This window comes from Candidatus Thioglobus autotrophicus, from assembly GCF_001293165.1.
Lineage (GTDB): Bacteria > Pseudomonadota > Gammaproteobacteria > PS1 > Pseudothioglobaceae > Thioglobus_A > Thioglobus_A autotrophicus.
The window spans coordinates 729,893-755,187 of the sequence record NZ_CP010552.1 but is presented as its reverse complement, the minus strand read 5'-3'; the positions used below and the strand labels follow the sequence as shown (position 1 = coordinate 755,187).

General features: G+C 38.6%; 23 protein-coding genes and 1 tRNA gene. 16 read left to right on the top strand and 8 right to left on the bottom strand.

What is annotated here, in order from left to right; translation table 11 throughout:
- The gene (gene leuS / locus SP60_RS04055; protein WP_053951407.1) at positions 1 to 2,451 is read left to right on the top strand and encodes a leucine--tRNA ligase; all 2,451 of its coding nucleotides are present in this window, start codon (positions 1 to 3) and stop codon (positions 2,449 to 2,451) included.
- Between the two features lie 124 nt (positions 2,452 to 2,575).
- Here the strand turns inward: leuS and SP60_RS04050 are convergent, their stop codons facing one another.
- The 5 genes from SP60_RS04050 to dnaA all read right to left on the bottom strand — a co-directional run bounded on the left by SP60_RS04050 (position 2,576) and on the right by dnaA (position 9,886).
- Positions 2,576 to 3,463 carry a phosphoribulokinase gene (locus SP60_RS04050; RefSeq protein WP_053951406.1) on the bottom strand — a complete coding sequence of 296 codons (888 nt, stop codon included), beginning with the start codon at positions 3,461 to 3,463 and terminating at the stop codon, positions 2,576 to 2,578.
- A 148-nt stretch (positions 3,464 to 3,611) separates the two neighbouring features.
- On the bottom strand, positions 3,612 to 6,014 hold the full coding sequence (gyrB, locus tag SP60_RS04045) for a DNA topoisomerase (ATP-hydrolyzing) subunit B (protein ID WP_053951405.1): 2,403 nt from the start codon (positions 6,012 to 6,014) through the stop codon (positions 3,612 to 3,614).
- Positions 6,015 to 6,158: 144 nt separating this feature from the next.
- Positions 6,159 to 7,244: a DNA replication/repair protein RecF gene (gene recF, locus SP60_RS04040; RefSeq protein ID WP_053951404.1), complete on the bottom strand. Its 1,086-nt coding sequence runs from the start codon at positions 7,242 to 7,244 to the stop codon at positions 6,159 to 6,161.
- A gap of 18 nt (positions 7,245 to 7,262) precedes the next feature.
- Positions 7,263 to 8,366: a DNA polymerase III subunit beta gene (gene dnaN / locus SP60_RS04035; RefSeq protein ID WP_053951403.1), complete on the bottom strand. Its 1,104-nt coding sequence runs from the start codon at positions 8,364 to 8,366 to the stop codon at positions 7,263 to 7,265.
- Positions 8,367 to 8,581: 215 nt separating this feature from the next.
- Positions 8,582 to 9,886: a chromosomal replication initiator protein DnaA gene (gene dnaA, locus SP60_RS04030; RefSeq protein WP_053951402.1), complete on the bottom strand. Its 1,305-nt coding sequence runs from the start codon at positions 9,884 to 9,886 to the stop codon at positions 8,582 to 8,584.
- A 63-nt stretch (positions 9,887 to 9,949) separates the two neighbouring features.
- Between dnaA and SP60_RS04025 the strand changes: the two genes are divergently transcribed.
- From SP60_RS04025 to SP60_RS03970, 13 genes are all read left to right on the top strand, one after another.
- Positions 9,950 to 10,468 (top strand): YqhA family protein, encoded by a 519-nt coding sequence (locus SP60_RS04025; protein ID WP_053951401.1) that lies wholly within the window; start codon positions 9,950 to 9,952, stop codon positions 10,466 to 10,468.
- A gap of 68 nt (positions 10,469 to 10,536) precedes the next feature.
- Positions 10,537 to 11,283, top strand: coding sequence for a triose-phosphate isomerase (gene tpiA / locus SP60_RS04020; RefSeq protein ID WP_053951400.1), 747 nt, complete (start codon positions 10,537 to 10,539; stop codon positions 11,281 to 11,283).
- 2 nt (positions 11,284 to 11,285) lie between these two features.
- Positions 11,286 to 11,636 carry a preprotein translocase subunit SecG gene (gene secG, locus SP60_RS04015; protein WP_053951399.1) on the top strand — a complete coding sequence of 117 codons (351 nt, stop codon included), beginning with the start codon at positions 11,286 to 11,288 and terminating at the stop codon, positions 11,634 to 11,636.
- 17 nt (positions 11,637 to 11,653) lie between these two features.
- A tRNA-Leu gene (locus SP60_RS04010) sits at positions 11,654 to 11,739 on the top strand.
- Entirely contained in the window at positions 11,710 to 11,991 is a 282-nt protein-coding gene (locus tag SP60_RS08515) for a DUF6538 domain-containing protein (protein ID WP_417903485.1), read from the top strand. The genes SP60_RS04010 and SP60_RS08515 overlap by 30 nt, the downstream gene beginning before the upstream one ends.
- Before the next feature lie 119 nt (positions 11,992 to 12,110).
- A complete protein-coding gene (locus SP60_RS04005; RefSeq protein WP_053951398.1) occupies positions 12,111 to 14,531 on the top strand; it encodes an efflux RND transporter permease subunit in 2,421 nt (806 codons plus the stop codon).
- A complete protein-coding gene (locus SP60_RS04000; RefSeq protein ID WP_053951397.1) occupies positions 14,531 to 15,337 on the top strand; it encodes an outer membrane lipoprotein-sorting protein in 807 nt (268 codons plus the stop codon). Before SP60_RS04005 ends, SP60_RS04000 begins: the two co-directional genes overlap by 1 nt.
- Positions 15,338 to 15,340: 3 nt before the next feature.
- Entirely contained in the window at positions 15,341 to 16,636 is a 1,296-nt protein-coding gene (locus tag SP60_RS03995; protein WP_053951396.1) for a DUF1302 family protein, read from the top strand.
- Between the two features lie 66 nt (positions 16,637 to 16,702).
- Positions 16,703 to 17,263 (top strand): hypothetical protein, encoded by a 561-nt coding sequence (locus SP60_RS03990; protein WP_053951395.1) that lies wholly within the window; start codon positions 16,703 to 16,705, stop codon positions 17,261 to 17,263.
- 409 nt (positions 17,264 to 17,672) lie between these two features.
- Complete coding sequence (locus SP60_RS03985; RefSeq protein ID WP_053951394.1) at positions 17,673 to 18,188, top strand: hypothetical protein; 516 nt, start codon at positions 17,673 to 17,675, stop codon at positions 18,186 to 18,188.
- A gap of 120 nt (positions 18,189 to 18,308) precedes the next feature.
- The gene (mnmL, locus tag SP60_RS03980) at positions 18,309 to 19,268 is read left to right on the top strand and encodes a tRNA modification radical SAM protein MnmL/YtqA (RefSeq protein ID WP_082319638.1); all 960 of its coding nucleotides are present in this window, start codon (positions 18,309 to 18,311) and stop codon (positions 19,266 to 19,268) included.
- The gene (ubiU, locus tag SP60_RS03975; protein ID WP_053951393.1) at positions 19,259 to 20,248 is read left to right on the top strand and encodes a ubiquinone anaerobic biosynthesis protein UbiU; all 990 of its coding nucleotides are present in this window, start codon (positions 19,259 to 19,261) and stop codon (positions 20,246 to 20,248) included. The genes mnmL and ubiU overlap by 10 nt, the downstream gene beginning before the upstream one ends.
- Positions 20,245 to 21,159 carry a U32 family peptidase gene (locus tag SP60_RS03970; RefSeq protein WP_053951392.1) on the top strand — a complete coding sequence of 305 codons (915 nt, stop codon included), beginning with the start codon at positions 20,245 to 20,247 and terminating at the stop codon, positions 21,157 to 21,159. The genes ubiU and SP60_RS03970 overlap by 4 nt, the downstream gene beginning before the upstream one ends.
- A gap of 3 nt (positions 21,160 to 21,162) precedes the next feature.
- Here the strand turns inward: SP60_RS03970 and SP60_RS03965 are convergent, their stop codons facing one another.
- The 3 genes from SP60_RS03965 to ubiT form a co-directional block, all read right to left on the bottom strand.
- Positions 21,163 to 22,080 (bottom strand): TauD/TfdA family dioxygenase, encoded by a 918-nt coding sequence (locus SP60_RS03965; protein WP_053952215.1) that lies wholly within the window; start codon positions 22,078 to 22,080, stop codon positions 21,163 to 21,165.
- A 67-nt stretch (positions 22,081 to 22,147) separates the two neighbouring features.
- A complete protein-coding gene (locus tag SP60_RS03960) occupies positions 22,148 to 22,411 on the bottom strand; it encodes a hypothetical protein (protein WP_053951391.1) in 264 nt (87 codons plus the stop codon).
- A 15-nt stretch (positions 22,412 to 22,426) separates the two neighbouring features.
- Complete coding sequence (gene ubiT / locus SP60_RS03955) at positions 22,427 to 22,909, bottom strand: ubiquinone anaerobic biosynthesis accessory factor UbiT (RefSeq protein ID WP_144418585.1); 483 nt, start codon at positions 22,907 to 22,909, stop codon at positions 22,427 to 22,429.
- A 206-nt stretch (positions 22,910 to 23,115) separates the two neighbouring features.
- Between ubiT and SP60_RS03950 the strand changes: the two genes are divergently transcribed.
- Together SP60_RS03950 and nrdD are read left to right on the top strand one after the other, a co-directional pair.
- Entirely contained in the window at positions 23,116 to 25,167 is a 2,052-nt protein-coding gene (locus tag SP60_RS03950; protein ID WP_053951389.1) for a ribonucleoside triphosphate reductase, read from the top strand.
- The gene (nrdD, locus tag SP60_RS08475) at positions 25,151 to 25,294 is read left to right on the top strand and encodes an anaerobic ribonucleoside-triphosphate reductase (RefSeq protein WP_250635865.1); all 144 of its coding nucleotides are present in this window, start codon (positions 25,151 to 25,153) and stop codon (positions 25,292 to 25,294) included. Before SP60_RS03950 ends, nrdD begins: the two co-directional genes overlap by 17 nt.
- The last annotated feature ends 1 nt before the right edge of the window (position 25,295 follow it).

Sequence of the window (25,295 nt, the reverse complement as noted above, 5' to 3'; positions counted from 1 at the left end):
ATGAACTCAGAATACAACGCTCAAGAAATTGAAATTCAAGCCCAAAAATACTGGACAGATAATAAATCTTTTGAGGTAGTTGAAGACCCTTCCAAGGAGAAATACTACTGCTTAAGTATGTTTCCATACCCATCTGGACGTCTGCATATGGGCCATGTGCGAAATTATTCAATTGGCGATGTCATTTCTCGCTTTCAAAAAATGCAGGGTAAAAATGTTATGCAGCCGATTGGCTGGGACGCGTTTGGCCTACCTGCTGAAAATGCTGCCTTAAAAAACAAAGTAGCACCAGCAAAATGGACCTATGAAAATATTGACTACATGCGCACGCAATTATCACAATTGGGCTTTGGCTACGATTGGTCACGTGAAATAGCAACCTGCCATCCAAAATACTATAAATGGGAACAGTGGCTATTTGTCAAATTATTTGAAAAAGGTCTGGTTTATAAAAAAAATGCTGTGGTTAATTGGGATCCAGTGGATCAAACCGTTCTAGCTAACGAACAAGTGATTGATGGTCGTGGCTGGCGCTCTGATGCACTGATTGAGAAAAAAGAAATTTCCCAATGGTTTATGCGTATTACCGATTATGCCGATGAATTGCTTGATTCGCTAGATGCACTCGATGGCTGGCCTGATGCAGTTAAAACCATGCAAAGAAACTGGATTGGAAAATCAACAGGTTTGGAAATTAGCTTTAATCGCTCAAACGCTGATGCGCTAAAAGTTTATACAACACGCCCTGATACACTCATGGGTGTTACCTATTTAGCCATTGCCAGCGAGCATCCTTTGGCACTCGAAGCGGGTAAAGACAACCCAAAAGTGCAAGAATTTATTGAACAATGTCGCACCATGGAAACCTCTGAAGCTGCCATGGAAACGATGGAAAAAATGGGAGTTAATTCTGGATTAACCTGCACCCACCCATTAACAAATAAAGAAGTGCCAATTTGGATTGCAAATTTTGTATTAATGGGTTACGGTACGGGCGCTGTCATGAGTGTTCCTGCTCATGATCAGCGTGATTATGAATTTGCGCTAAAATATTCTATCCCAATGCTAGAGGTTATAAAGCCTATCAAGGGCGAGCATGATATCGATCAAAGTGCTTTTACCGATAAAGGGGTTTTATGTAATTCTGCTGAATTTAACGGTCTTAATTTTGACCAGGCATTTGAAGCAATTGCAACAAAACTACAGGGATCAAGCCTAGGTGAAAAGCAAACCAACTATCGCTTGCGCGATTGGGGCGTATCTCGTCAGCGCTATTGGGGCTGTCCCATTCCTATTGTCAATTGTTCCAGCTGTGGCTCAGTTGCAGTAGCAGAAGAAAATTTACCAATTATCCTGCCAGAGGAAGTTGCATTTGATGGTGTCGGCTCACCCATTAAAAAGATGCCTGAATTTTACGAAACAAGCTGTCCCAAATGTGGCGGGGAAGCAGTGCGTGAAACCGATACATTTGATACATTTTTTGAGTCTTCATGGTATTTTGCAAGATATGCGTGTGCTGATAATGATAACGCAATGCTTGATGCGCGTGCTGACTATTGGCTGGAAGTCGACCAATATATTGGTGGTATTGAACACGCCATTCTGCATCTTTTATATGCAAGATTTTTTAACAAATTATTGCGTGACGAAGGTTTAATCACCCATGATGAGCCTTTTAAAAACTTATTGACTCAAGGCATGGTGCTTAAAGATGGTGCCAAAATGAGTAAATCTAAAGGCAATACAGTTGATCCTGCGGAGATGATTGAAAAATATGGGGCAGACACAGTGCGCCTATTTATTTTATTTGCAGCGCCACCCACACAAGATCTTGAATGGAGTGATTCAGGCCTTGAAGGCGCACATCGATTTGTTAATAAAGTTTATCGACTGGTTAATGGTTTTATCGAGGATAGTAAAAACAACAGTATTGGTTCTTTGGATAATCTTAATAAAGATCAAAAAGACTTGCGCCATAAAACTCACCAGACACTTAGTAAAATCACTGATGACATGGATCGCAGACATTTGTTTAATACGGTTATCGCTGCGTTAATGGAGCTTAGCAATACGTTATCTAAATTTAACAACATTGATGAAAGCTCTATGGCTGTTCGTCAAGAGTCTGTTAATATTTTACTCAAAACCCTTAGTCCAATTGCTCCTCACATCTGTCATTATCTTTGGAATGAATTGGGCAATACAGAGGCTATTATTAACGAGCCATGGCCAACTATCGATAAGTCAGCACTTGTACAAGATGAGGTTCAAATAATTGTTCAGGTTAACGGCAAGTTACGTGCCAAACTCATGCTTTCTGCAAGTACAGATAAAGCCACTGTTGAAGCTCAAGCTTTAGCTGATGAGAATGTTATAAAATTCACAACAGATAAAACTATTGTTAAAGTGATTGTGGTTCCAAACAAGCTGGTCAACATCGTTGTCAAATAGCTAAAACTACAATACAGAAGATTAGTGAGGCTTGTAGTGTCTGTATATTGTTGTTGATTTTTTGACATTAAAAAACCCTAATTACTCTAAAGTAATTAGGGTTTTTATTTAAGCGAAGCGTAGCCTACTTATCTTCAATCATTTTCTTAATAATTGGATATAAAATAATATCCATTGCTAAGCTCATCTTGCCGCCTGGAACAACTATTGTATTACGTCTAGACATGAACGAGCCGTTAATCATACTAGTCAGGTAAGTAAAGTCAACTGGTGTTTTTTCCAGGTCTTTAAAACGAATCACCACAAAACTTTCGTCAGGTGTTGGAATGTCACGAGCAATAAAAGGATTTGAAGTATCAACAGTTGCAACACGTTGAAAGTTGATATCTGTTTGTGAAAATTGCGGTGTAATATAGTTAATATAATCAGGCATTCTACGCAAAATAGTATCTACCGTTTCTTCTGCTGAATAGCCTCTTTCAGCATTATCACGATGAATCTTTTGAATCCACTCAAGATTTACACTAGGTACTACGCCAATCTTAAGATCAGCATATTGGGCCATATCAACATCGTCTGTAACAACAGCACCATGCAAACCTTCATAAAACAACACGTCTGTATCAGTGCCAACTTTTTCCCAAGGTGTAAATTGACCTGGTGTTAAGCTAGTGTTTAAGCGTGCATTATGCTCTTCGGCCTCTTCATCAGAATGCAAATAATAACGACGATCACACTGGCCAGTCTGACCATAATCCTTAAATGTTTCTTCAATTTTGTCAAATAAATTAGCATCTGGACCAAAATGAGAAAAGAAATTATTGCCGAGTGCTTCTTGTTTTTTCACATTTTCTTTCATAGCGGCACGATCGTACATATGAAAACTATCGCCCTCAACAATCAATGAGTTTATTTTTTCACGTGAAAATATGTGCTCGAATGCACGTTTTACGAATGTTGTTCCAGCACCAGATGACCCGGTTACAACAACAACTGGATGTTTTTTAGACATATTATTTTCCTAAGTTTTCTAAGATATAAATTAAAATAAATTATACTTAATTACAAATAAGTGCCGCTATTTTATAGTGATACCAATCCTATCTCTTAGGGGGTATAAAGGAGTTTTTTTGATAAAGTTAACTGATTTTTGTTTATTTTTAAAAATCTAAATTATCGACTGATAGGGCGTTGTCTTCAATAAAGTTTCTACGAGGCTCAACCTCGTCACCCATCAAGGTGGAGAACACCTCATCAGCAACAATTGCATCTTCAATTTTAACTTTGAGTAGGGTTCTTTGCTCTGGGTCCATTGTAGTCTCCCAAAGCTGTTCTGGATTCATCTCTCCCAAACCTTTATAGCGTTGGAAGCTTTGCCCTTTTTTAGCATCTTCAATGAGAAAATCAACTACTTCACCAAAATTGTTTACTTGGGTTTGTTTAGATTTCTTTTCTACATATGATTGCTCATCAATAGCACTTTCTATTTCACTAGAAAATTCCTTAATGGTCTGATAATCCATTGAATCAAAAAACGCTTGACCAAGGGTAGTTTGATCAGTATCAACACCATAAACACATAGCGCATGTTTAACATCACCTTGTTCATATACAACGCTATGCTTTTGCGCAGGTGTTAAATCTTGGTTTAGTTTAGTGGTGATTAATTGACACCAATCTTCCATTGATTTTTTATTCGATAAATCATCAACTGCTGCAGAATTTGCAATAGCTTTTAATAAATCAGAATGGTAGTGTTTAGATAATTTTCCAATAATGGTAATTATTTTATAATAATCTTTGACTGCTTTCTCAAGCGCAACGCCTGATATTGCTGGCGCATCAGCACTAAAGAATAAATTAGCCTCATTAACTGCTTCTTGCAATAAATAATCGTTTAACTCTTGATCATCTTTCAAATAGCGCTCTTGCTTGCCTTTTTTAATTTTATAAAGAGGGGGTTGAGCAATGTATAAATAACCCTTTTCAATTAACTCAGGTAAATAACGATAAAAGAAAGTTAGTAGTAATGTACGGATGTGTGCGCCATCAACATCCGCATCCGTCATAATCACAATTTTATGATAACGAAGTTTTTCGATATCATATTCTTCTTTACCAATACCACAACCCAGTGCGGTAATTAATGTACCAACTTCTGCTGAAGACAGCATTTTTTCAAAGCGTGCTTTTTCAACATTTAAAATTTTACCCTTTAAAGGCAAGATAGCTTGGGTGCGTCGATCACGACCTTGTTTCGCAGATCCACCTGCAGAATCACCCTCTACCAGGAAGATTTCACTCTCAGCAGGATCTTTTGTTTGGCAATCGCTCAATTTTCCCGGTAAACCGGCGATATCTAGTACACCTTTACGTCGGGTCATTTCTCTGGCTTTTCGCGCTGCATTACGAGCTCTCGAAGCGTCTAAAATTTTTCCAACAATAATTTTAGCTTCGTTTGGGTTTTCTAAAAGATAATCTCCTAGTTTTTCATTAAGTGCTGACTCAACCGGCGCTCTAACTTCTGATGAAACTAATTTGTCTTTTGTTTGGGAAGAAAATTTTGGGTCTGGAACCTTAACAGAAACAATCGCAGTTAAACCTTCACGAGTATCTTCACCTGTAATTGAAATTTTTTCTTTTTTGGCCATGCCAGAGTTATCAATATAATTATTGAGTGTTCTAGTTAGCGCACCTCTAAAGCCAGCCAAATGTGATCCACCATCACGCTGAGGGATATTATTAGTAAAACAATAAATACTTTCTTGATAAGCATCTGACCACTGCAAGGCAACATCAATAGTAATATCGTCACGCTCTGCAGAAATTGAAATAATATCTGTATGAATAGGAGTTTTGGCTTTATTTAAATGTTCAACAAAAGCCTTAATTCCGCCTTCAAATTGAAAAATATCTTTGTTGTCAGTTGCTGGCTCTTCAATTTCAATATAAACACCAGAATTTAAAAAAGATAATTCACGAACACGATTTGCTAATGTTTCGTATTTAAATTCGGTAATTGCAAAAACATCTTTAGAAGGTTTAAAGTGAATAGTAGTACCGGTTTTATCAGTTTTACCGGTTACTTTCATTGGCTCATCAGGCACACCTAATGTATAACTTTGCTCATGAATTTCACCATGACGATACACTGTTAACTTAACCCATTCACTTAAGGCATTAACAACAGAAACACCAACACCATGTAGGCCACCTGAAACTTTATAAGAGTTGTCATCAAACTTACCACCTGCATGAAGTACAGTCATAATTACTTCAGCAGCAGATACACCTTCTTCAGGATGAATGTCAACTGGAACACCACGACCATCATCTGAAACAGAAACAGATTGATCTTCATGGATCATAATCTTAATTTTAGAACAGTGCCCCGCTAAAGCTTCATCGATTGCATTGTCAACCACTTCGAATACCATGTGATGTAGGCCTGTGCCATCATCAGTATCACCAATGTACATACCCGGTCGTTTTCTAACAGCGTCTAAACCTTTTAAAACTTTAATATTAGAGGCTTGATATTCTTGCGATTGATCTTCAGACATAAGTGCTTGAAAAAAATAAAATTATTATACCATGGGCAATGGAAATGCAGGCAACCATACATTTTTTTTTAGCCATTGAGTTGTTTATATAATTTGTTATTACGAAAGGGTTTACAGCTATAAATAAAGTAAAAATAACAATATTTATTGAGGTTTTATTATTCCTTTTTTAATTGTAAATAAAATAGGATTTTCATTTTCAATAAACGATAAATCCTTACCAATATCTGTCATAAAGGTTTGAATTTTTAAATGATTTAAATAATGCAAAATCGTTTTAATTTTCGTTGTATCTAATTCTGAAGAGATGTCATCTATTAGAACAATAGGGTGAATATTATTTTTTACTAATAACGAAACCTGTGTTAACCAAAAAACAATTGATAAGGTTTTTTGCTCCCCTCTTGATAAAAAACATTCTTCTTTTTTATTTAAAAAAAACTTAAGGCTAGCTTTATGAGGGCCATAGTTTAAGTGCTTAGATTTTAGTAAGTAGGCTTTATTTTTTAACAAATATTGGTAGATACTATCACGATCAAAAGCATCAACCTCTTTTGGCCATCCAGATTTAAACTCATAATCAAAAGAATCTATTGAATGAAATAAGCTTGATAATTCCTTAACTAATTCATTTGAATTTGTATTTTTTAATTGTTGAATGTAATCATATCGTAGCTGATTAATATTAACAGATAGGTTTGAAATTTCTAAAAACCAATTATCTAACGCTTGTGTTTTTTGTTGAGATAATAAAGTATTAATGTTTTTTAAGGTTTTGTTGTATTTTTTAAAATCATCTAAAAAACTTGGTTCCACGTGAAACACACCCCAATCTAAATAGGAACGTTTGTTTTTTGGCGTACCATTAACAACAAAACCTTTATCGGGTGTGATAATCTGAATGGGTAAAATTTTAGATAAATTACTACTATTTTTTAACCGTAACTGATCAATATCAATCGTTGTTTTTTGTTTAGATTTTTCTAATTTAATACGATAATTATCAACTTGGGCGTCAAGTTGAAATTTTTGCTGTTCAAGCTGGATTAATTCTTTAATGGATTTTGTTTTAAAAGATCTATTATGGCCTAAGTAATAAATTGCCTCAATCAGATTTGTTTTACCCTGGGCGTTATCAGCAATAAACAGATTTAATCGATTTCCTGGTTGGAGATATTGTTGATTAAGATTACGAAACTGGGTAATAGCCAGTTTACGAATAATTGCCACTGTAAAGAATAACTATAATTAAATGCGCATTGGCATAACGACATATTGGTAAGTTTCATCGTCTGGACTACTCAACATACAAGATTGATTTTCACCACCCGGCACAACCATGTTTATTTCATTTGTTTGTAATTTTTCTAAAATAGAGATTAAATAATGAATATTGAAAGCAATTTCAATTTCTTTATCAAAGTTTTTGGTACTAATCTGAGTTTTAGCTTGTCCTCTTTCAGAATGAGAAAAAATATTTAATTGTGAATTTTTAAACACTAACTTAACACCTTTTGTACGCTCTTCAACAAAAATTGAAGCCTGTTGAAGTGAGTTTAAAAACTCTAAACGATCAATAACAATTGTATTTTCAAAATCAGTTGGTAGCACTTGTGAATAATTTGGGAAATTACCGTCAATTAATCGACTAATAATTGTTGTATCATCGCTTACCAAATAAAAGTAGTTGTTTGATAAATGGATATCAACCTCATTGTGTTCGCTTTTGTTTAATATTTTGGTTAATTCTAAAACAGCTTTTCTTGGCAAAATAACTGTTTTTTTATCACTTAAACTGTTTAATTGTTGTATTTCACCAATAGATAGTCTATGGCCATCTGTTGCAACAACGGTTACTTTGTTTTGATCTACTTCAAAATATAATCCATTTAAATAAGCTCTAATATCTTGATTTCCCATTGAAAAACTTGTGTTTTCAATAAGCTCTTTAAGTTGTTGACGATTAACTTTAATAATATCGGTATTTTCAATTTTTGGTAAAAAAGGAAAATCTTGGTGATTAAAAGTGTTTAATTCAAAAGAGTTTTTATTGGTTTTTATGTATATTTTTGATTCTTCAATAATAAATTCAATTATCGTTTTTTCAGGAAGTTTTCTAATAATATCAATTAAATCTTTTGCATAAATAGTAAAAGCAATTTCCTCTTGAGTTTGTATGGGGTGAGATGCACGAATCTCAATTTCCATATCAGTTGTTGTTAGTGTTAATAGGTTATCTTTTAATTGGATAAGTACATGTGAAAGAATAGGTAGTGTTTGTTTTTTTTCAACAACACCAATAACTGTTTGCAACGGCTCGAGTAGTTCTTTAACGGTTAGTTGAGTATTCATTCTGAAAATCCTTTTAATTAAAAGTTATTGTTATTATTAGAGGGGTTGTTTTTGGTTAATAAGTGACATTTTTCTTTAAAAATTAATCATTTAAGTAGTTGATATCTTGTTAGTATTTTATGTAAAAAAATGTGTATATGGTTATAAAATTTAGTTTTCATTAAAGTTGTTAGAGTTATCCACTTATGTGTCGTTAAGTGTACTTGTGGAAATGTTTATAAGTTGGCTAATTTAAGTTTTATTAGGTCGTAATCGTTTTTTATATCGCTGTTTTCTAACTTTTCTTGAATTTTTTTGATGGCGTGTATAACTGTTGAATGATCTCTATTTCCAAATTGCTTTCCAATCTTATTAAGGGATAAAGCACTGAGTTCGTGGCAAATATAAATCGCCATTTGTCTAGCTAGTACAACGTGTTGTTTTCGTGATTTTGAACTTAAGTCAGATATGGTTAATGCGTAATGTTTGGCAACTTCTTTTTGTACATCATTCACTTCTATATTTTTAATAGCAGGTTTGATGAGGTCGCCTAAAGCGGCATCTACTATTTCTTTTGAGATAAAAGCTTGCGTGATTTTGGAGAAATCGACAAAAGCCTTTAGTTTTAATAAGGCTCCTTCTAAGTCTCTAACATTAGAAGTTATATGTCCAGCAATGTAGAGGGCTAAGTCTTCAGTTAGATTGATATTAATCTTTTTATCTTGTGATTTTTTTAATAAAATAGCTGCACGCATTTCCAATTCAGGCGGCGTTAAGTGTAGGTTTAACCCTTGTGAAAATCTTGTTTTTAGGCGCTCTTCTAAAGATTTTATATTTTTAGGTGGTTGGTCACAGGTGAAAATAATTTGTTTTTTTCCATTGAATAAAAAATTAAAAATATGGAAAAATTCTTCTTGTGATTTTTCTTTACCAGCAATTAGGTGAATATCGTCAACCAGTAATAAGTCAGCAGATTGGTAAAAAGCCTTGATATCTTCAATGGTGTTGTGTCTTAAGCTTGAGGTGATATTTCTGACAAAATCCATGAGCGGTACGTACAAAACCTTCATATCTGGATTTTGAAATCTGGCCAAGTGACCAGCAGCCTGCATAAGGTGTGTTTTTCCTAGCCCGGATCCACCATAAATAATAAAAGGGTTGTAGGGGGAGCCTTTTATGTTTTCTGCAATTTGTTTAGTAGCCCCGTAAGCCATTTGATTGGCACTTCCTAGTACTAAGTTGTCAAAAGTGTAGTCTTCAAACAAGGGTGTTGAGTGTTTTTTATAGTTTGCTTTTTCAGGGTTTGCACTGGGTGCTACCCCAATAAAAATTTTTAGATTCTTATTGTGTTGAGCAACAGCATTTTTAATTTGGGTTTTTAAGTTTTTACTAATATAATTTTTAACTTGGGTGTTGGGCGCTAATAAAGACAAGGTATGTTGGTCCTCCAGCACTTTTAATGGGTGTATCCAAACACTATATTCAGACAAAGACACCGTGTCTTTTAGTGTGCTTAAACATTGCGCCCAAGTTTTTGACATAAGTAAAATTTAAAATTAAGTAATGATATACTTAAGCATTATATTGTTTTGAGAGAGAAGTGGATGAGTGGTTTAGAAAAGTATTTTGAAAAGTTGCTGTGGAGCTCTAGATTAATGGTTTTAGCAGCCGTGGTTTCCTCACTTTTACTTTCTTTAATGTTGTTTGTTATTACCGCAATTGACGTGACTAATTTGATCGCTCATGCGAGTGATTATGTTGGGGCAACAGTTGAGGTAAAAAAAGCTTTAAAAATTGAAATGGTGGCACATACAGTAGGCTCCATTGACGGATTTTTGTTGGCAACAATTTTGTTGATTTTTGCATTAGGCCTGTATGAATTGTTTATCAGTGATATTGATGAAGCTAAAGAAAGCGGCCGATCATCAAAGGTGTTGGTGATTAATTCGTTGGATGACTTAAAGTCTAAGCTTGCTAAGGTGATCCTGATGATTTTGGTGGTGACTTTTTTTGAAGTGTCACTATCCATGACTTTTGTTGGCGCACTAGATTTGGTGTATTTCGCACTTGGTATTTTAATGGTGTCACTGGCGCTCTATTTTGGCTCTAAGTCATCACACTAAAGCTTTTGGTCATTGATTTTTATCGCTAAATAGCGTAACATTCAATCCTTTTGATTTAGAGAGTTATTATGCGTCAAGTTATTGTTGCGGGCAATTGGAAGATGAATGCCTCAAAAGAAACGGTTAATACACTAATTATGGGCATTCTTTCTGGCATGGCGGATGTTGATTCAAACGTTATTGTTTGCGCACCTTCTCCGTATATGTCACAGGTTGAGGCATTAATTACTCATTCTCAACTACATCTAGGTGCACAGGACTTAAATGAAAATGCATCAGGCGCTTTTACGGGTGAGGTGAGTGCAGACATGATTAAAGATTTTGGCGCGCAATATGTGATTGTTGGTCACTCTGAGCGTAGAAGTCTATATGGCGAAACTGATGAAATTGTCGCCAGCAAAGTACAAGTTGCACTTGACAATGGCCTAACGCCGCTTTTCTGTATTGGTGAAACACTTGAGCAGAGAGAAGCTGGCAGTATGGAAGCGGTTGTCTCTCGTCAAATTCAGGCGGTGATTGATCGTGTTGGCATTGGTGCTTTTAAAAATATTATTATTGCTTATGAGCCTGTCTGGGCCATTGGCACAGGTGTTACAGCAAGCCCACAACAAGCTCAAGATGCGCACGCCTTTATTCGTTCAATGCTAACACAGAACGACGCAAGCGTTGCTCAGACTACACCTATCCTATATGGTGGTAGTATGAATCCTGGTAATGCGGCGGAGCTAATTGGTTGTGAAGATATTGATGGTGGTCTTATTGGCGGCGCCTCATTAAAAGCAGAAGATTTCTTACAAATTTGTAAAGCGGGTTAATTATGTCATTTCAAATCATTTTAATTATTCATGTGCTATTGGCATTAGGTTTAATCGCACTTGTCTTAATGCAACATGGTAAAGGTGCAGACGCAGGCGCTGCTTTTGGTGCGGGTGCATCTGGCTCAGTTTTTGGTGCTCGAGGTGCTAATTCATTTATGTATAAGCTCACTGCTAGTGTTGCTTTTGGTTTTTTTGCCACCAGCTTGACACTGGCTTATTTGGCAACTAATGAAACTGGCGCTAGTGGCGAGCCAAGCAGTATTATGGAGCAAGCAGTTTCAATGACACCTTCAGATGTGCCAATGATTGCACCAGCGTCATCTGATTCAAGCGACGTTCCTGATTATTAGATCGCTATAATTTTTTTGCCGATGTGGCGGAATTGGTAGACGCGCTACCTTGAGGGGGTAGTGAGCTACGCTCGTGCCAGTTCGACTCTGGCCATCGGCACCATATTTCCTGTGTAACACCTCGGAAACCCGCAGTGTATCAACGTTTAACCGTTTGATTACATTAGAGGGGTATGCCAAAGTGTTGCACACAAATACATCCTATCTCCACATAAGAGGTAGCACTTATTATTACTCAAGAAGAGTTCCAAGGGACCTTCAAGAGAAATATTCTACAAAGAAGATTGTGGTCAGTTTAAGAACCAAATCAAAGAGAACTGCAGTTCTTAATTCTCCCTCTTTTTTTGATCTGTAGCACCTAATAAGTGCGGGATTCGCTACCCTAAGTGGCCCCTATATTTTGTAATCTAAGTAAAAACCTCAGGTTAATTTGGATTACAATTGCTACATTTTTGTGAATTGGAGATAGCTGTTATGAACTGGCGTCATCGAACCGAAAGAAAATTTGAAAGTTTTTCAGATTTAATTTTTACCCATAGTAAAAAAACCATTCTAGCTATTTTATTATTAGTGGCGGCTTTTGGCACACAGTTGCCAAATTTAACCATGGACACCTCTACAGAAGGGTTTTTGCATAAAACCGATTCTATGCGCGTGGCCTATGATGAGTTTAGAGATCAGTTTGGTCGGGACGAAAAACTCCTGGTTGCCATCAAAACAGAGAATGTTTTTGATCTGAATTTCCTCAAAAAGCTAGAAAAACTGCACAAAAACCTTGAGGCAGAACTGCCTTATATTACCGATGTAAACTCCCTAATTAATGCGAGAAACACTTATGGTGACGAAGAAAGCCTGATTGTTGAGGATTTATTCGAAGTCTTGCCAGACTCGCAACAACAGATTGAGCCGCAAAAACAAAGAGCGCTCAACAATCCTTTGCTAGAAAACTTATTATTTAGTGAAGATCAGACCTTTACCACCATTGTGATTGATACTCAGACCTACTCTTCTTTTGATGCAGAGGGTAAGCTAATAGTTGAGCAGGAAGAAGACGAGTTTGCAGATGAGCCGATTAATATTGCGCCCGCAGCAAAGCTCTATTTGTCAGACGCTGAAAATACAGTTATTGTTCAAAAAACTCAGGCGATTGTTAAAGAGTTTGAAGCTGATAATTTTGAGATTTATCTAACTGGTTCTGCCGTGATTGCAGGCACGCTTAAGCAAAGTATGATGGCTGATACCAAGAGCTTTATTACAAAAATGATTGTAATGATTGTGATTGTTTTAGCCTTGTTGTTTAAACGAGTTTCAGGTGTATTGTTGCCGTTGATCTCTGTTGCCTTTACCATTTCGGTTACTTTGTCAATGATGGCCATAACATCCACGCCATTTACCATTGTGACCCAAATAATGCCCTCCTTTTTATTGGCCGTTATTACCGGCGGCGCCATTCATTTGTTGGCTATTTTTTATAAAGATCTTTCCAAAACTCAAGATAGAAAGGCTTCTTTGCGTTACGCCATGGGCCACTCTGGATTAGCGATTGTGATGACATCACTCACTACAGCGGCAGGTTTGTGGTCTTTCTCATTTTCAGAGCTATCCCCCGTGGCAGATCTGGGTGTTTTTGCCAGTAGCGGTGTGTTGATTGGCCTGTTGTTTAATTTGGTGTTGTTGCCAGCACTCATTGCTAGTATGAGCATTAAGCCGCATACCGCCAAGGAAGATGCACAGGAGCATACGCAGATGGACAAAATGTTGTTGAGTATTAGTCGTATTTCAACGGGTTATCCAAAAGCTATTATTGCCATTAGTGGGTTGATGATTGTGGTGGCAATCGTCTTTGCCTCACAGCTTAGATTTTCGCATTACCCACTGGTTTGGTTTCCAGAAGATCACGCCTCAAGAGTGGCAACCGAGGTAGTGGATGATAAGCTCAAGGGTTCGATCACACTAGAGATTGTGATTGATACAGGCAAAGAAAACGGCCTATATGATCCAGCTATGCTCAATAAAATCCAAAATGCTACAGATTATTTGAACAGCATTCAAACCGGTACTTATTTTGTCGGCAAGACCTTGAGCTTAGTTGACGTGCTTAAAGAGACTAATCGAGCGCTTAACGAAAACCAAGCAGAATTCTACAGCATCCCTCAAGATAAAGATTTGATTGCCCAAGAGCTGTTTTTATTTGAAAATAGTGGCAGTGATGATTTGGAAGATTTTGTTGATGCCAGTTTTTCAAAGGCACGCATTACAGTTAAGGCGCCGTATATCGACGCGCTTGAATATAACGGCTTTATTATGCAAGTTCAACAGCAACTTGATCAAGAGTTCAAGGGTGTGGCGACAGTACAGCTCACTGGTATCACCACCTTATTGTCAGTGATTATGGAGAAATCTATTCATTCGAGTGCAGTTAGCTATGTGATTGCTTTTGGCCTAGTCACTATCATGATGGTACTGCTCATTGGTAATATCAAAATTGGTCTGATTAGTATGATTCCAAATATTTTACCAATCCTGTTCTTATCAACCATTATGGTGGTTTTCGACATGCCACTAGATATGTTTACCATGTTGATTGGTGCTATTGCCTTAGGCCTAGCAGTCGATGATACGGTGCATTTTATGCATAACTTTAGACGCTATGAGCTTGAGCATAATGATGTTGATAAAGCAGTAAGACTGACACTTATGGGTACTGGTAGGGCAATTACAGTGACATCAATTGTGCTTTCAGTTGGATTCTTAGTGTTGTTGTTTGCTTCAATGAGTTCAATGTTTAATTTTGGTATATTGACTGCCAGCGCAATCTTTATCGCGTTACTGGCTGACTTCTTCTTGGTGCCCGCTATCATGAAGCTGATGATTCACAACAAAGGAGATTTGTAATGAAAAAATTACTATTAGTAACGTTCAGCGCCCTACTAGGTGTATCTAGTGCGTTTGCCGCAGATCAGGCTCGCAGTATTATGGACAAAGCAGATGCTAGAGATGATGGTGCGAGCATGGTGTCCACCATGCAAATGACGCTGATTGATAAAAACAATAAGCAGCGTATTCGTCAAATGCGTACGTTTTCAAAAGATGTTGACGCTAATACCGAGCATAAAACCATTTTCTTTTTATCACCTAGCGACGTTAAAAACACTTCATTTTTAACCTACGACTATAGTGGCGATGACAAAGACGACGATCAGTGGATGTATTTGCCAGCCTTGAAAAAAACCAAGCGTATTCCAGCTAGTGATAAAGACGCTGCTTTTATGGGCAGTGACTTCTCATATTCAGACATGACCGATAAAGAGTTGGATGATTACAGCTACAAGTTGTTAGGAGAAAGCACCATTAAGCGTACTCAGGGTGAGGAGCAAGTTTGGAAGATTGAAGCCTTGCCTGTTAATCAAGACGTGATTGATGAAACAGGTTATACCAAGAGTGTTTTGTATGTGCGCAAGGATAATTACGTACTAACCCGTGCTAAGTTTTATCTGAAAAAAGCCAGCCGTATTAAATATATGGACGTGCGCAAAATGGAAGAGATTGACGGTATTTGGGTGGCCATGCAAACCACTATGACCACTAAGCAAGGCTCACAAACCCTGCACAAAACTATTTTGACAAATTCAGCCGTCACCGTGAATACAGCTATTGACGACGATATGTTTACCATTCGTGCTATTGAGAAAGGCTTGTAATCAATGAAAAGCTTGATCGCTGGCCTCCTATTGGCCACCTCACTAATGGTTGGTGCTGAAGACGGCTTTGACGACGACGGTTTTGACACTGACATTGTCACGATAGCTATTGATAATACCCCAGCAGCCAAAGGTGTGTTATATGGCTCAATTGATCTAGAGGCACATTACAATATAGATAATGATCAGGATTTATCGCTACTTAAGTCATGGGTGGATGTGATTGGTGAATATAAGCTGGACAATGGCAACAACATTAAGGGCAACCTTAAAGGCGCGCATGATTTCATCTATGATCTTGACGGTAGTAATTACACCGCAACCCCCAGTGGCTATGAAAATGAGATTAATCTAAATGAGCTAACGCTAGAAGGCAGTCTAAACTCGAAGCTTGATTTTAAAGTGGGCAGGCAGATTGTGGTTTGGGGCAAGTCAGACTCTATCCGTATTACTGATGTTTTAAATCCTTTGGATAATCGCATACCTGGTTTGGTCGATATTAAAAATCTACGCCTAGGTAGAACCATGAGCAAGCTGGATTATTATGTCGATGAGTATAATTTTTCAGCCATCGCCTTGCATGAAAATCGATTCACAGAAAACCCTGCCCAATACTCAGACTTTAAGTCCGCGGCTGATAAACCAACCCATACGCCAGACGACCAGCTAGACAATGCCGGCGTAGCACTAAGCCTAACTGGCGCCTTCGAAGGCTACGATATGGGGCTGTATTTTGCCGATACTTATATTGATAAAGCCTATTTAAAAGGCGATACACTTTATTATGATAATAAGTCCAAAATGGTGGGCGCTGCTTACAACCAGGTTGTTGATAGCTTTTTGCTCAAGGCCGAGGCAGCACATTTTGACCAAATTAAATACAATACCGATGCAAACACCACGGTTGATAGCGCTAGAACTGACGTGTTGTTGGGTATAGAATATAACGGCATTACTGATGGCTCAATTGGTTATGAAATCGCGCTGAGAAAAATTCATGATTATGTGGCCACGATTAATAGTGCGCTCAATGGCTATAAGCGTGAAGAAGAATATCAGCAGGTCATTCGTTTTAATCAGGCGTATTTTAATCAAACCCTAGATTTAAGCGTTATACTTAGTGCAATGGGTGACTCGGCCCAAGATGGGGGTTCGGCTAGAATCACACTTGATTATGCCATTGATGATCAAATATCTGTTAGTGGTGGCGTGATCGATTATATCGGCGGAGACAATCCAATGATCGATAGCTACCAAGAAAACGATCGAATTTTCACCAAGCTGAGCCACACCTTCTAGAGAGAATTTGGCATTTATTCTATATTATGGTATAATAATATACTTTAATCAATTCTTTAGAAGATAATGAGAAAGATAAGCCTTATATTGAGCATCCTTGGTGTCACCTCACTTAATGCTGTTGCATTTTTCGATACCAATAGTTTTTCACCGTTTGGAAATGGTACCGGTTATACCAGCACCACCCCTTGGAGCAATGGTTCGAACTGGAATCCTATGTCAACAGGTGTGCAGTACTCTCCGGCTAACGACGCTAGAAACATGAGTCGTTATGGTGCGCGCCCAAATTCGCTTAAAAGCTATCGTCAAAATCCCGAGTTTCAGCCTAATAACGCCATGAGGGTTATGCCTAATCAGATTCAACCAAGCAATTGGCTGCAAGAGACTGATTTTAGTAGAACCCTAGAGCAGATTAAAGGTTCGGGCAGTAAAACATTTTTTGTGAATGAGATGCCGGTCAACTTTAATGAGGGTTATCAGCGTATACAAACGCAGTCTGAAGATATTGAAAAGGCAGTTAGAGAGCAACTGAATCGTTATGGTGATGGTTCCCGCTTAACGAATGGTGTTTACAATGGTCTGTCGCCTGCCGCTGCTTCGACGCCGCGAGTTGGCAGCGATCAATAGATAATAACAATAGGAATTTTTATTAAAACCGCTATTATTAGCGGTTTTTTTGTTTCTGACAAAAAATACAATGCTAAAAGGCGCATTAGCAAAATCTGCTATATTTTATTAATTGGGCCATATTTGCCTGATAAAAACCCTAAATTTTTAAGAAAAGCCCCTTTTTTTGGGTTTTTTGAAGGTTTTTAGTGTTTATTTGGCGGTGATTTTCATTTTTTCTAATATTTTTTTATCGAATAAAATCCTGTTATATCAAGGAATTATAGGGTTTTTTAAAAAAAGTATAAGAATATCATTGACTTCTAATATATATGTTATATAATACTCCCCATGCAGAACACGAGTTCAGCACTTTAAACATCATCAATAATGAAGATGTTATAACTACATAATAATCTAGGAGATTAACATGAAAAAAATTATCGCAATTACTACTTTAGTAGCAGCTACTTCAGCTTCAGCTTTTTTTGGTAACAACAACAACAACGGTTGGACTAACGGTAACGGCATGTCAAACTGGGGTCCTTTCGACGGTGGTTCTAACTTCGGTCCTATGAACTCAGGTTCTAACATGGGTCCATTTACTGGCGGCCAGAACATGGGTCCTTTCAACGGTGGTTCAAACATGGGTCCTTTCAATGGCGCTCAAAACTTCGGTCCTTTTGCTAACAGCAATGACATGAACAACGATTCTGATTGGGGTTTCCATTACAACAACAAGAATAAGACTGCTAACAAATCTAACGCTACTACAGACGGTAAGTTTGCTGGTGTTGCTGACGCTAACGCTAAAGGTGTTGCTGATGCATACGCTAAAGGTCAAGCTGACGCTTTTGCTAAGGCTCAAGCTGATGCATACGCTAAAGGTTACGCAGATGCTAAAGGTAACGCTGCTGCAGACTCACGTGAAACAGCTGCTAAGTAATTAGCACTCACGTTAAGCGCCTGAGCTAGCTCTCGCGCTTTTAGTTAAAAAGCCACTCTTTTGAGTGGTTTTTTTTCGTCTAATAAAAAGTCAGATAGTTGATTTACGTCAATCCATCAAATGCCATTCACTTTTACAATACAAGCTTTAGTTATTGCGAGGGTTAGGTTGCTGTCTGATTATGTAAACACTTTAGGGCAATCCTTGTTAAGAACTTACCAAGAGCGTGTACATAAGGTGGCTATTGATGCGGGACTTAGTTGTCCTAATCGGGACGGCTCTATCGGTATAGGCGGCTGCACGTTTTGTAATAATGCAACCTTTAGCCCGAATGGGCGACAGCCAGATCCAATCTTAGTGCAAATTCAAAATGGCCGTGAAGTGTTGCTTAAGCGTACCGGTGCTAAGAAATATATTGCGTATTTTCAGGCTTATACTAACACCTTTGCAGACCTAAAAACCTTAAGAGATCTGTATGGTCGAGCACTATCTGAACAAGATGTGATCGGCTTGTCTATTGGCACTCGACCTGATTGCGTCTCCGATGAAGTGATTGATTTATTGGTTGATTATCAAAATCAGGGCTATGACATTTGGCTTGAGCTAGGCCTGCAATCAGCCTTTGATGAAACCTTGGCGCGCATTAATCGAGGCCATGGGTTTGAAGCATATAAAAAAACTTTGCTGGCAGCCCGAGCCAAAGGCATTCGAGTTTGTACGCATCTAATTCTTGGATTGCCTGGTGAAGATGAAAGTCATTTTAAAACCACACTAGAGCGTGTGTTGGCATTGGGAGTTGATGGGCTAAAATTCCATCCACTACATGTGGTTAAAGGTACCCAGCTTGCCAATGAATGGCGCAGAGGCGAGTATCAGCCTATGACAATGGCGTACTATGTAAAAGCCGTTGTGGCATTGATACGCATGGCGCCAAAGTCGATCGTGTATCACCGACTCACGGGCACAGCCAATAAGCAACAATTGTTGGCACCCGCATGGTGTCATAAAAAGTGGGCGGTTTTAAATGCTATTGAGGCAGAACTTAAGGCACAAAATCAGGAGAAAATTAGATGGAATTAGTTTGTCCTGCGGGTAATTTACCGGCACTTAAAGTGGCCATTGATCAAGGCGCCGATACGGTTTATATTGGCTTTGCAGATGATACCAATGCTCGTCATTTTGCGGGCCTCAACTTTAATGAACAGCGTGCTGCACAGGGGGTTGATTATGCTCATGCACGCGGTAAAAAGGTATACGTGGCAATTAATACCTATCCACAGCCAAATATTTGGCAACGCTGGATAGACGCCATTGATCGTGCTGCTAGAATAGGGGCGGATGCTATTATTTTGGCCGATATTGGACTGATGGAATATGCCGCTCGAGTATATCCAGATTTAAACCTACATTTATCAGTACAGGGTTCGGCTACTAGCTATGAGGCGCTTGATTTTTATTATCAAAATTTTAATATTAAGCGTGCTGTGCTGCCTCGGGTTTTATCTGTGGCGCAAGTCAAGAAAGTTATTGATTCTTCGCCTGTAGACATAGAAGTCTTTGGATTTGGCTCTTTGTGTGTCATGGTAGAGGGCCGGTGCATTCTTTCTTCTTATGCAACTGGGCGCTCGCCTAATACTTATGGGGCTTGTTCGCCAGCCTCCCATGTTGAATATATTGAGAACGATATTAAGCTAGAAACCAGACTGGGCGGTGTGTTGATAGATGCCTATGAAAAGCACGAGCCTGCAGGTTACCCGACTTTGTGTAAAGGTCGATTTGAATCTATGAACAACACTTATTATGCACTTGAAGAGCCAACTAGTTTAAATACGTTGGAGATTCTACCCACGCTGCAAGAGATTGGCGTTAAAGCCATTAAGATTGAGGGTCGGCAGCGATCTAGTGCTTACATTAAAACTGTCGCCCAGACATGGTCGGCGGCAATTCAGCAGCTAGAAACAGGCAACTATCAGACTAAATCTGAATGGAATCAGGCGCTTAGCGACATATCTGAAGGCTTTCAAACCACGTTGGGCGCCTATCACCGGAGTTGGCAATGAAGATTTCATTAGGACCTATTTATTATTATTGGGACAGACAAAAAGTTTTTGATTTTTACAAGGCGATTGCCAAAACCCCGGTTGATATTGTTTATTTGGGAGAGGTGGTTTGTTCTAAGCGTAGACAACTTAAAATAAATGACTGGTTGATGATTGCTAACCAATTGCGTGATGCAGGTAAAGAGGTAGTATTTTCAACACTCACTTTATTAGAGGCTGACTCTGAGCTCAAGCAACTGGGGCGTATTTGCCAGCAAGAAGATTATTTGATAGAGGCGAATGACTATGCCGCTATTGGTTTAAGAAGTAAACAAAATATGCCATTTGTGACGGGGCCCAGTGTTAATTTATATAATGCACCAAGTCTTAATCTGTTGGCAAAAAAAGGCCTTGTGCGTTGGTGCTTTCCGCTTGAGTTATCTCAAGAGGCTTTGCAACAAATGATGGCAGGGATAAGCCCAGAGTTGCAAACTGAGGTGTTTGTTTTTGGTCAAATGCCGTTGGCATTTTCGGCGCGGTGCTTCACCGCTAGAGCTTATGATCTTGATAAGGATGATTGTCAGTATAAGTGTTTGATGCATGAAGACGGGCTATTATTGACCACTCAAGAGCAGCAGTCTTTTCTGATGATGAACGGTATCCAGACGTTGTCAGCCAATACTTTTAATCTTATTTCCCAGATGGATCAAATGCAGGATATGGGTGTAGATGTTGTAAGAATTAGCCCTCAGTTTACCAATACGGCAGAAATTATCCAAATTTTTAAGGATAGAATTGCCCAAAATATTAGCATTCATCAGGCATTAGGGTTGCTACAGCCTTTTAGTGCATATCAGCAGTGTGACGGCTATTGGTTTGATAAACCGGGCATGAGTGGTGTTGAGTTGCAACAACCAATTTTAAGAGGTTAGCAGCTACCCTTTAAAGTCGGTGTTTGCTAGGCGGTCAAAATATCGTGCCCGATAGTAATGGCGCTGGTGTTGGGCGTCTTCTGTAAAGGCCGCCCTATCGTGTAATACATTGTTACTGATTAAACCCATGCCCGGCTCTAGCAAGCCTTTAAAGACATAGGACGAGTGTTGACGATTGAGAATTTGTTGCAGAAATTCAAGCGCCTCTTTAACAAGGGGTGTACTAGACCAGCGTATATTTTTAGTTCTTGCCGTGTAGCGCATGTGTAAATTTCCCCGACTACTGATACTAAATACAGGTCCGGAGCGATCAGGTCTGGCACTACCATCTGCATTGGTGCCTGCAGGAATGGTCATAACATCGTTTGCCATTAATGCACGAATATAATCAGGATTTTTTTCGCGTAATAATAAATAAGCAATTTCATGATCCATCAGCTGATTTTCACCGCCGCTGGCAGCTTGCTGAACAACGTGTAAGTTCAACGCATGAATTTGTTGATCAGGGGTGTTGTAATAGCCATCTGTATGCCAATGAATGAGTTTGTTGGTATAAGGAATGTATTTTTTTCTAATATCATCATTGGCTACTTTGAGAGAGGTGAGACCTGTATCGTCAGCCAGCCAATTTTTGTTGATTTGTTTGAGGCCAAATTGGTTGGCTATCGCGATGGGAATTTCGACAGAAGGGTTGTTGCCAGTATTGCCAATATAGATCGCCATATTGGTTTTTTGAGTTAACGCCAAAATGGCAGCATGTTCGCCCTTACTAAGCTGTTTTGGGTTTTTAACCTCGATAAATAGCTCAGAGATTCTATTGGGATAAGCAAAGGATTTTTTATCTCTCCAGCGTTGGTAAAGATCTTCATTGTCTAGGGCAAAAGGAGAAGTTACTGAAAGAGTCTGTTTGGCAAGCTGCATGGCGTTTATTGTGAAAAAAATGTCAGTGTAATCGGGTCGACAGCCAATGTCATTGACCAAAATCAAGCTAAATAAGGTGATTTTTTAATAATACTGCTTGAATTTTTTTGGCCATTTTTGCCAATTTATTTAAATCAGAAAAATTGGGAATAATGCCTTGGTTGAGCTGAAATTGCCAATGTTCAATTTCAGTCGATAGAAAGGTGATGAGTTTGAGTGAGCAGCCCGAACAAGTGTCAGAACAGAAGTCTGCTTTGATCTTATCCATAGGCAGAGTCTTTTGTATCTCTTTGATTAAGTCGTGCATTGCATCGACGGTGTTCGGCTTCATGCTCGAGAGTGATACTTAAGATTTACGGCATAAAAGTTTGCTGAGTATTGGATAAGTGTTTTGCAGTATTTTGTCGACGCCAGCGCTAGCCCAATGTACCTCAACATCAAAAGCATCGAGAAAGTTTTTTACATAAAGCCCCAGTTCAGTTGAACCTTGCATATTGATTTTTCGTTGAAAAAACAAGGTGTCTGGATCTTTATTTTTACTCATAAGGTCGAGGAAGTCACAACTACGGGCGCTAATAGTTAAATCAAACACTTGGTTTTGTTGAGCTTGTATCAGTCGCTGATTATTAAACCCTAGATTGAATGTTAGCCCCATGTCTAGAATCTCAATTAGAACCCAACGACCTTCTAAGAAATCTAAATCTCCTGTTTTAATTGCTTGTGAAAATATTTGGTTAAACAGGCTGACGATTATTTTGTTATTGATCGTTTTGCTGACTTGCGTGAGCGTTGCTATAGGTAAAAAAATAGGCGGACGAATAAAGCTCATAAGGCAATTTAATGGGTTTGATTGTTTTTTATTATAGGACGAAGTGGCTAGATTTTGATTGACCAAAATCAAACAATAAAAATAATTTTGGTTTATTGATTTGCGTCAATATAACACTATATGTAGTTGTTTTATAATATTCAAACACTAGATGTAGTTAATATCTTAAAAAATAGTTTTTTATTAATATGAATCGGGGGAGTAATATGGACACAACGCATACCAATATGCCACAGGGCGTTATCAAAAGAAACGGCAGCAGCGCTTTATTTGATGCCAGGAAAATTTATTTAGCCATTGTTAGATCGGGCCAGGTTAGTGAAGAGTTGGGTGACGCTCAAGCAGAATTATTAACCGAGCAGGTGCTACAGGTTTTAGATCACCAGAACAATAACAATCCAAGTATTGAGCGCATTCAAGATATTGTAGAGCAAGCGTTAATCGCTTCAAATTTTATTAAGACAGCTAGAATTTACATCGCTTATCGCCAACAACATAAAACCCTTAGAGATGATACAAAGACCTTGGTCGATGTTGCATCATCCATCAATGAGTATTTAGATAGAGCAGATTGGCGTGTTAATGCCAATGCCAATCAGGGGTATTCTCTGGGCGGGTTAATATTGAATGTATCAGGCAAGGTTATCGCAAATTACTGGTTAAGCCATGTTTATGCGCCTGAAGTTGGTCATGCACATCGTCAAGGGGATTTGCATATCCATGACCTGGATATGCTGGCAGGTTATTGTGCGGGTTGGTCGTTGCGAACTTTATTAAGAGAAGGGTTGAATGGGGTTGAAGGGCGTATTGAGGCGGGCCCGCCAAAGCATTTAAGTAGTGCGGTAGGACAAATGGTTAACTTTTTGGGTACGCTACAAAACGAATGGGCTGGTGCTCAAGCATTTAGCTCGTTTGATACGTATTTGGCGCCGTATATTCGTTTGGATGATTTAGGATATAACGAGGTTAAGCAGAGTATTCAGGAGTTGATTTATAATCTAAATGTCCCCTCTCGCTGGGGGACGCAAACGCCTTTTACTAACCTGACCTTTGATTGGGTTTGTCCTGAGGACCTGCGCGACCAAGTGCCGATGATGGGCGACGAAGAAATGCCATTTACTTATGGTGATCTGCAAGTAGAAATGGATATGATTAACCAAGCTTATATTGAGGTGATGACGGAAGGCGATGCTAAAGGTCGCGTATTTACCTTTCCAATACCTACTTATAACATGACTCCGGATTTCCCTTGGGAAAGTGAAAATGCCAAGCGTTTATTTGATATGACCGCTAAATATGGCCTGCCTTATTTCCAGAATTTTTTAAATTCTGACCTCAAGCCTAATATGGTGAGGTCGATGTGTTGTCGCTTGCAACTTGATTTGAATGAGTTGTTAAAGCGTGGTAACGGCCTATTTGGATCAGCAGAACAAACCGGATCTTTGGGTGTGGTGACCATTAATTGCGCACGCTTGGGCTATCTTTATAAGAATAATACAAAAGGCTTATATGAGCAGCTGGATAAATTGTTGCTTATGGCCAAGGACTCTTTGGAAGTTAAACGAAAAGTGGTGCAGAAATTGATGGATAACGGCTTATTTCCTTATACCAAAAGATATCTAGGAACATTAAGAAATCATTTCTCAACCATTGGCGTTAATGGTATTAATGAGATGATCCGTAATTTTAGCAACGACCAAGAGGATATTACTTCTGCGGGAGGCTATCCAATGGCTGTTGAATTTTTAGACCATATTCGTATGCGTATGGTTGAGTTTCAAGAGCAAACAGGACATATGTTTAACTTAGAAGCGACACCAGCAGAAGGTACAACATACCGTTTTGCCAAAGAAGATCAGAAGCGTTACCCGGATATTCTACAGGCGGGTGAGGCCGATAAGCCTTATTACACTAACTCATCCCAACTGCCAGTTGGCTATACCTCAGACCCTTTTGAGGCATTAGAAAAACAAGACGAACTGCAGGGAAAATATACCGGTGGTACCGTGCTGCACTTATATATGGGTGAAAGAATTAGTAGTGGCGAAGCCTGCATGAAAATGGTGAAGCGCTCATTAATGAATTTTCGACTTCCTTATATTACCATTACCCCAACTTTTTCGATTTGCCCTAAACACGGCTACCTGAGCGGTGAACACGAATACTGCCCAAAGTGTGATGAAACACTATTGGCCAATAAAAAATTAAAAAACCAAGGAGAAAACCATGAAAGAGCAAGAAGTGTTGTTAACCAATAGTGAAAGACAAGTGTGCGAAGTGTGGACGCGGGTTATGGGCTATCACCGGCCGGTGACTAGTTTTAACCCGGGCAAGCAATCTGAGCATGCGGAGCGCGTCAACTTTAAAGAGTCGGCAGACAGATAGT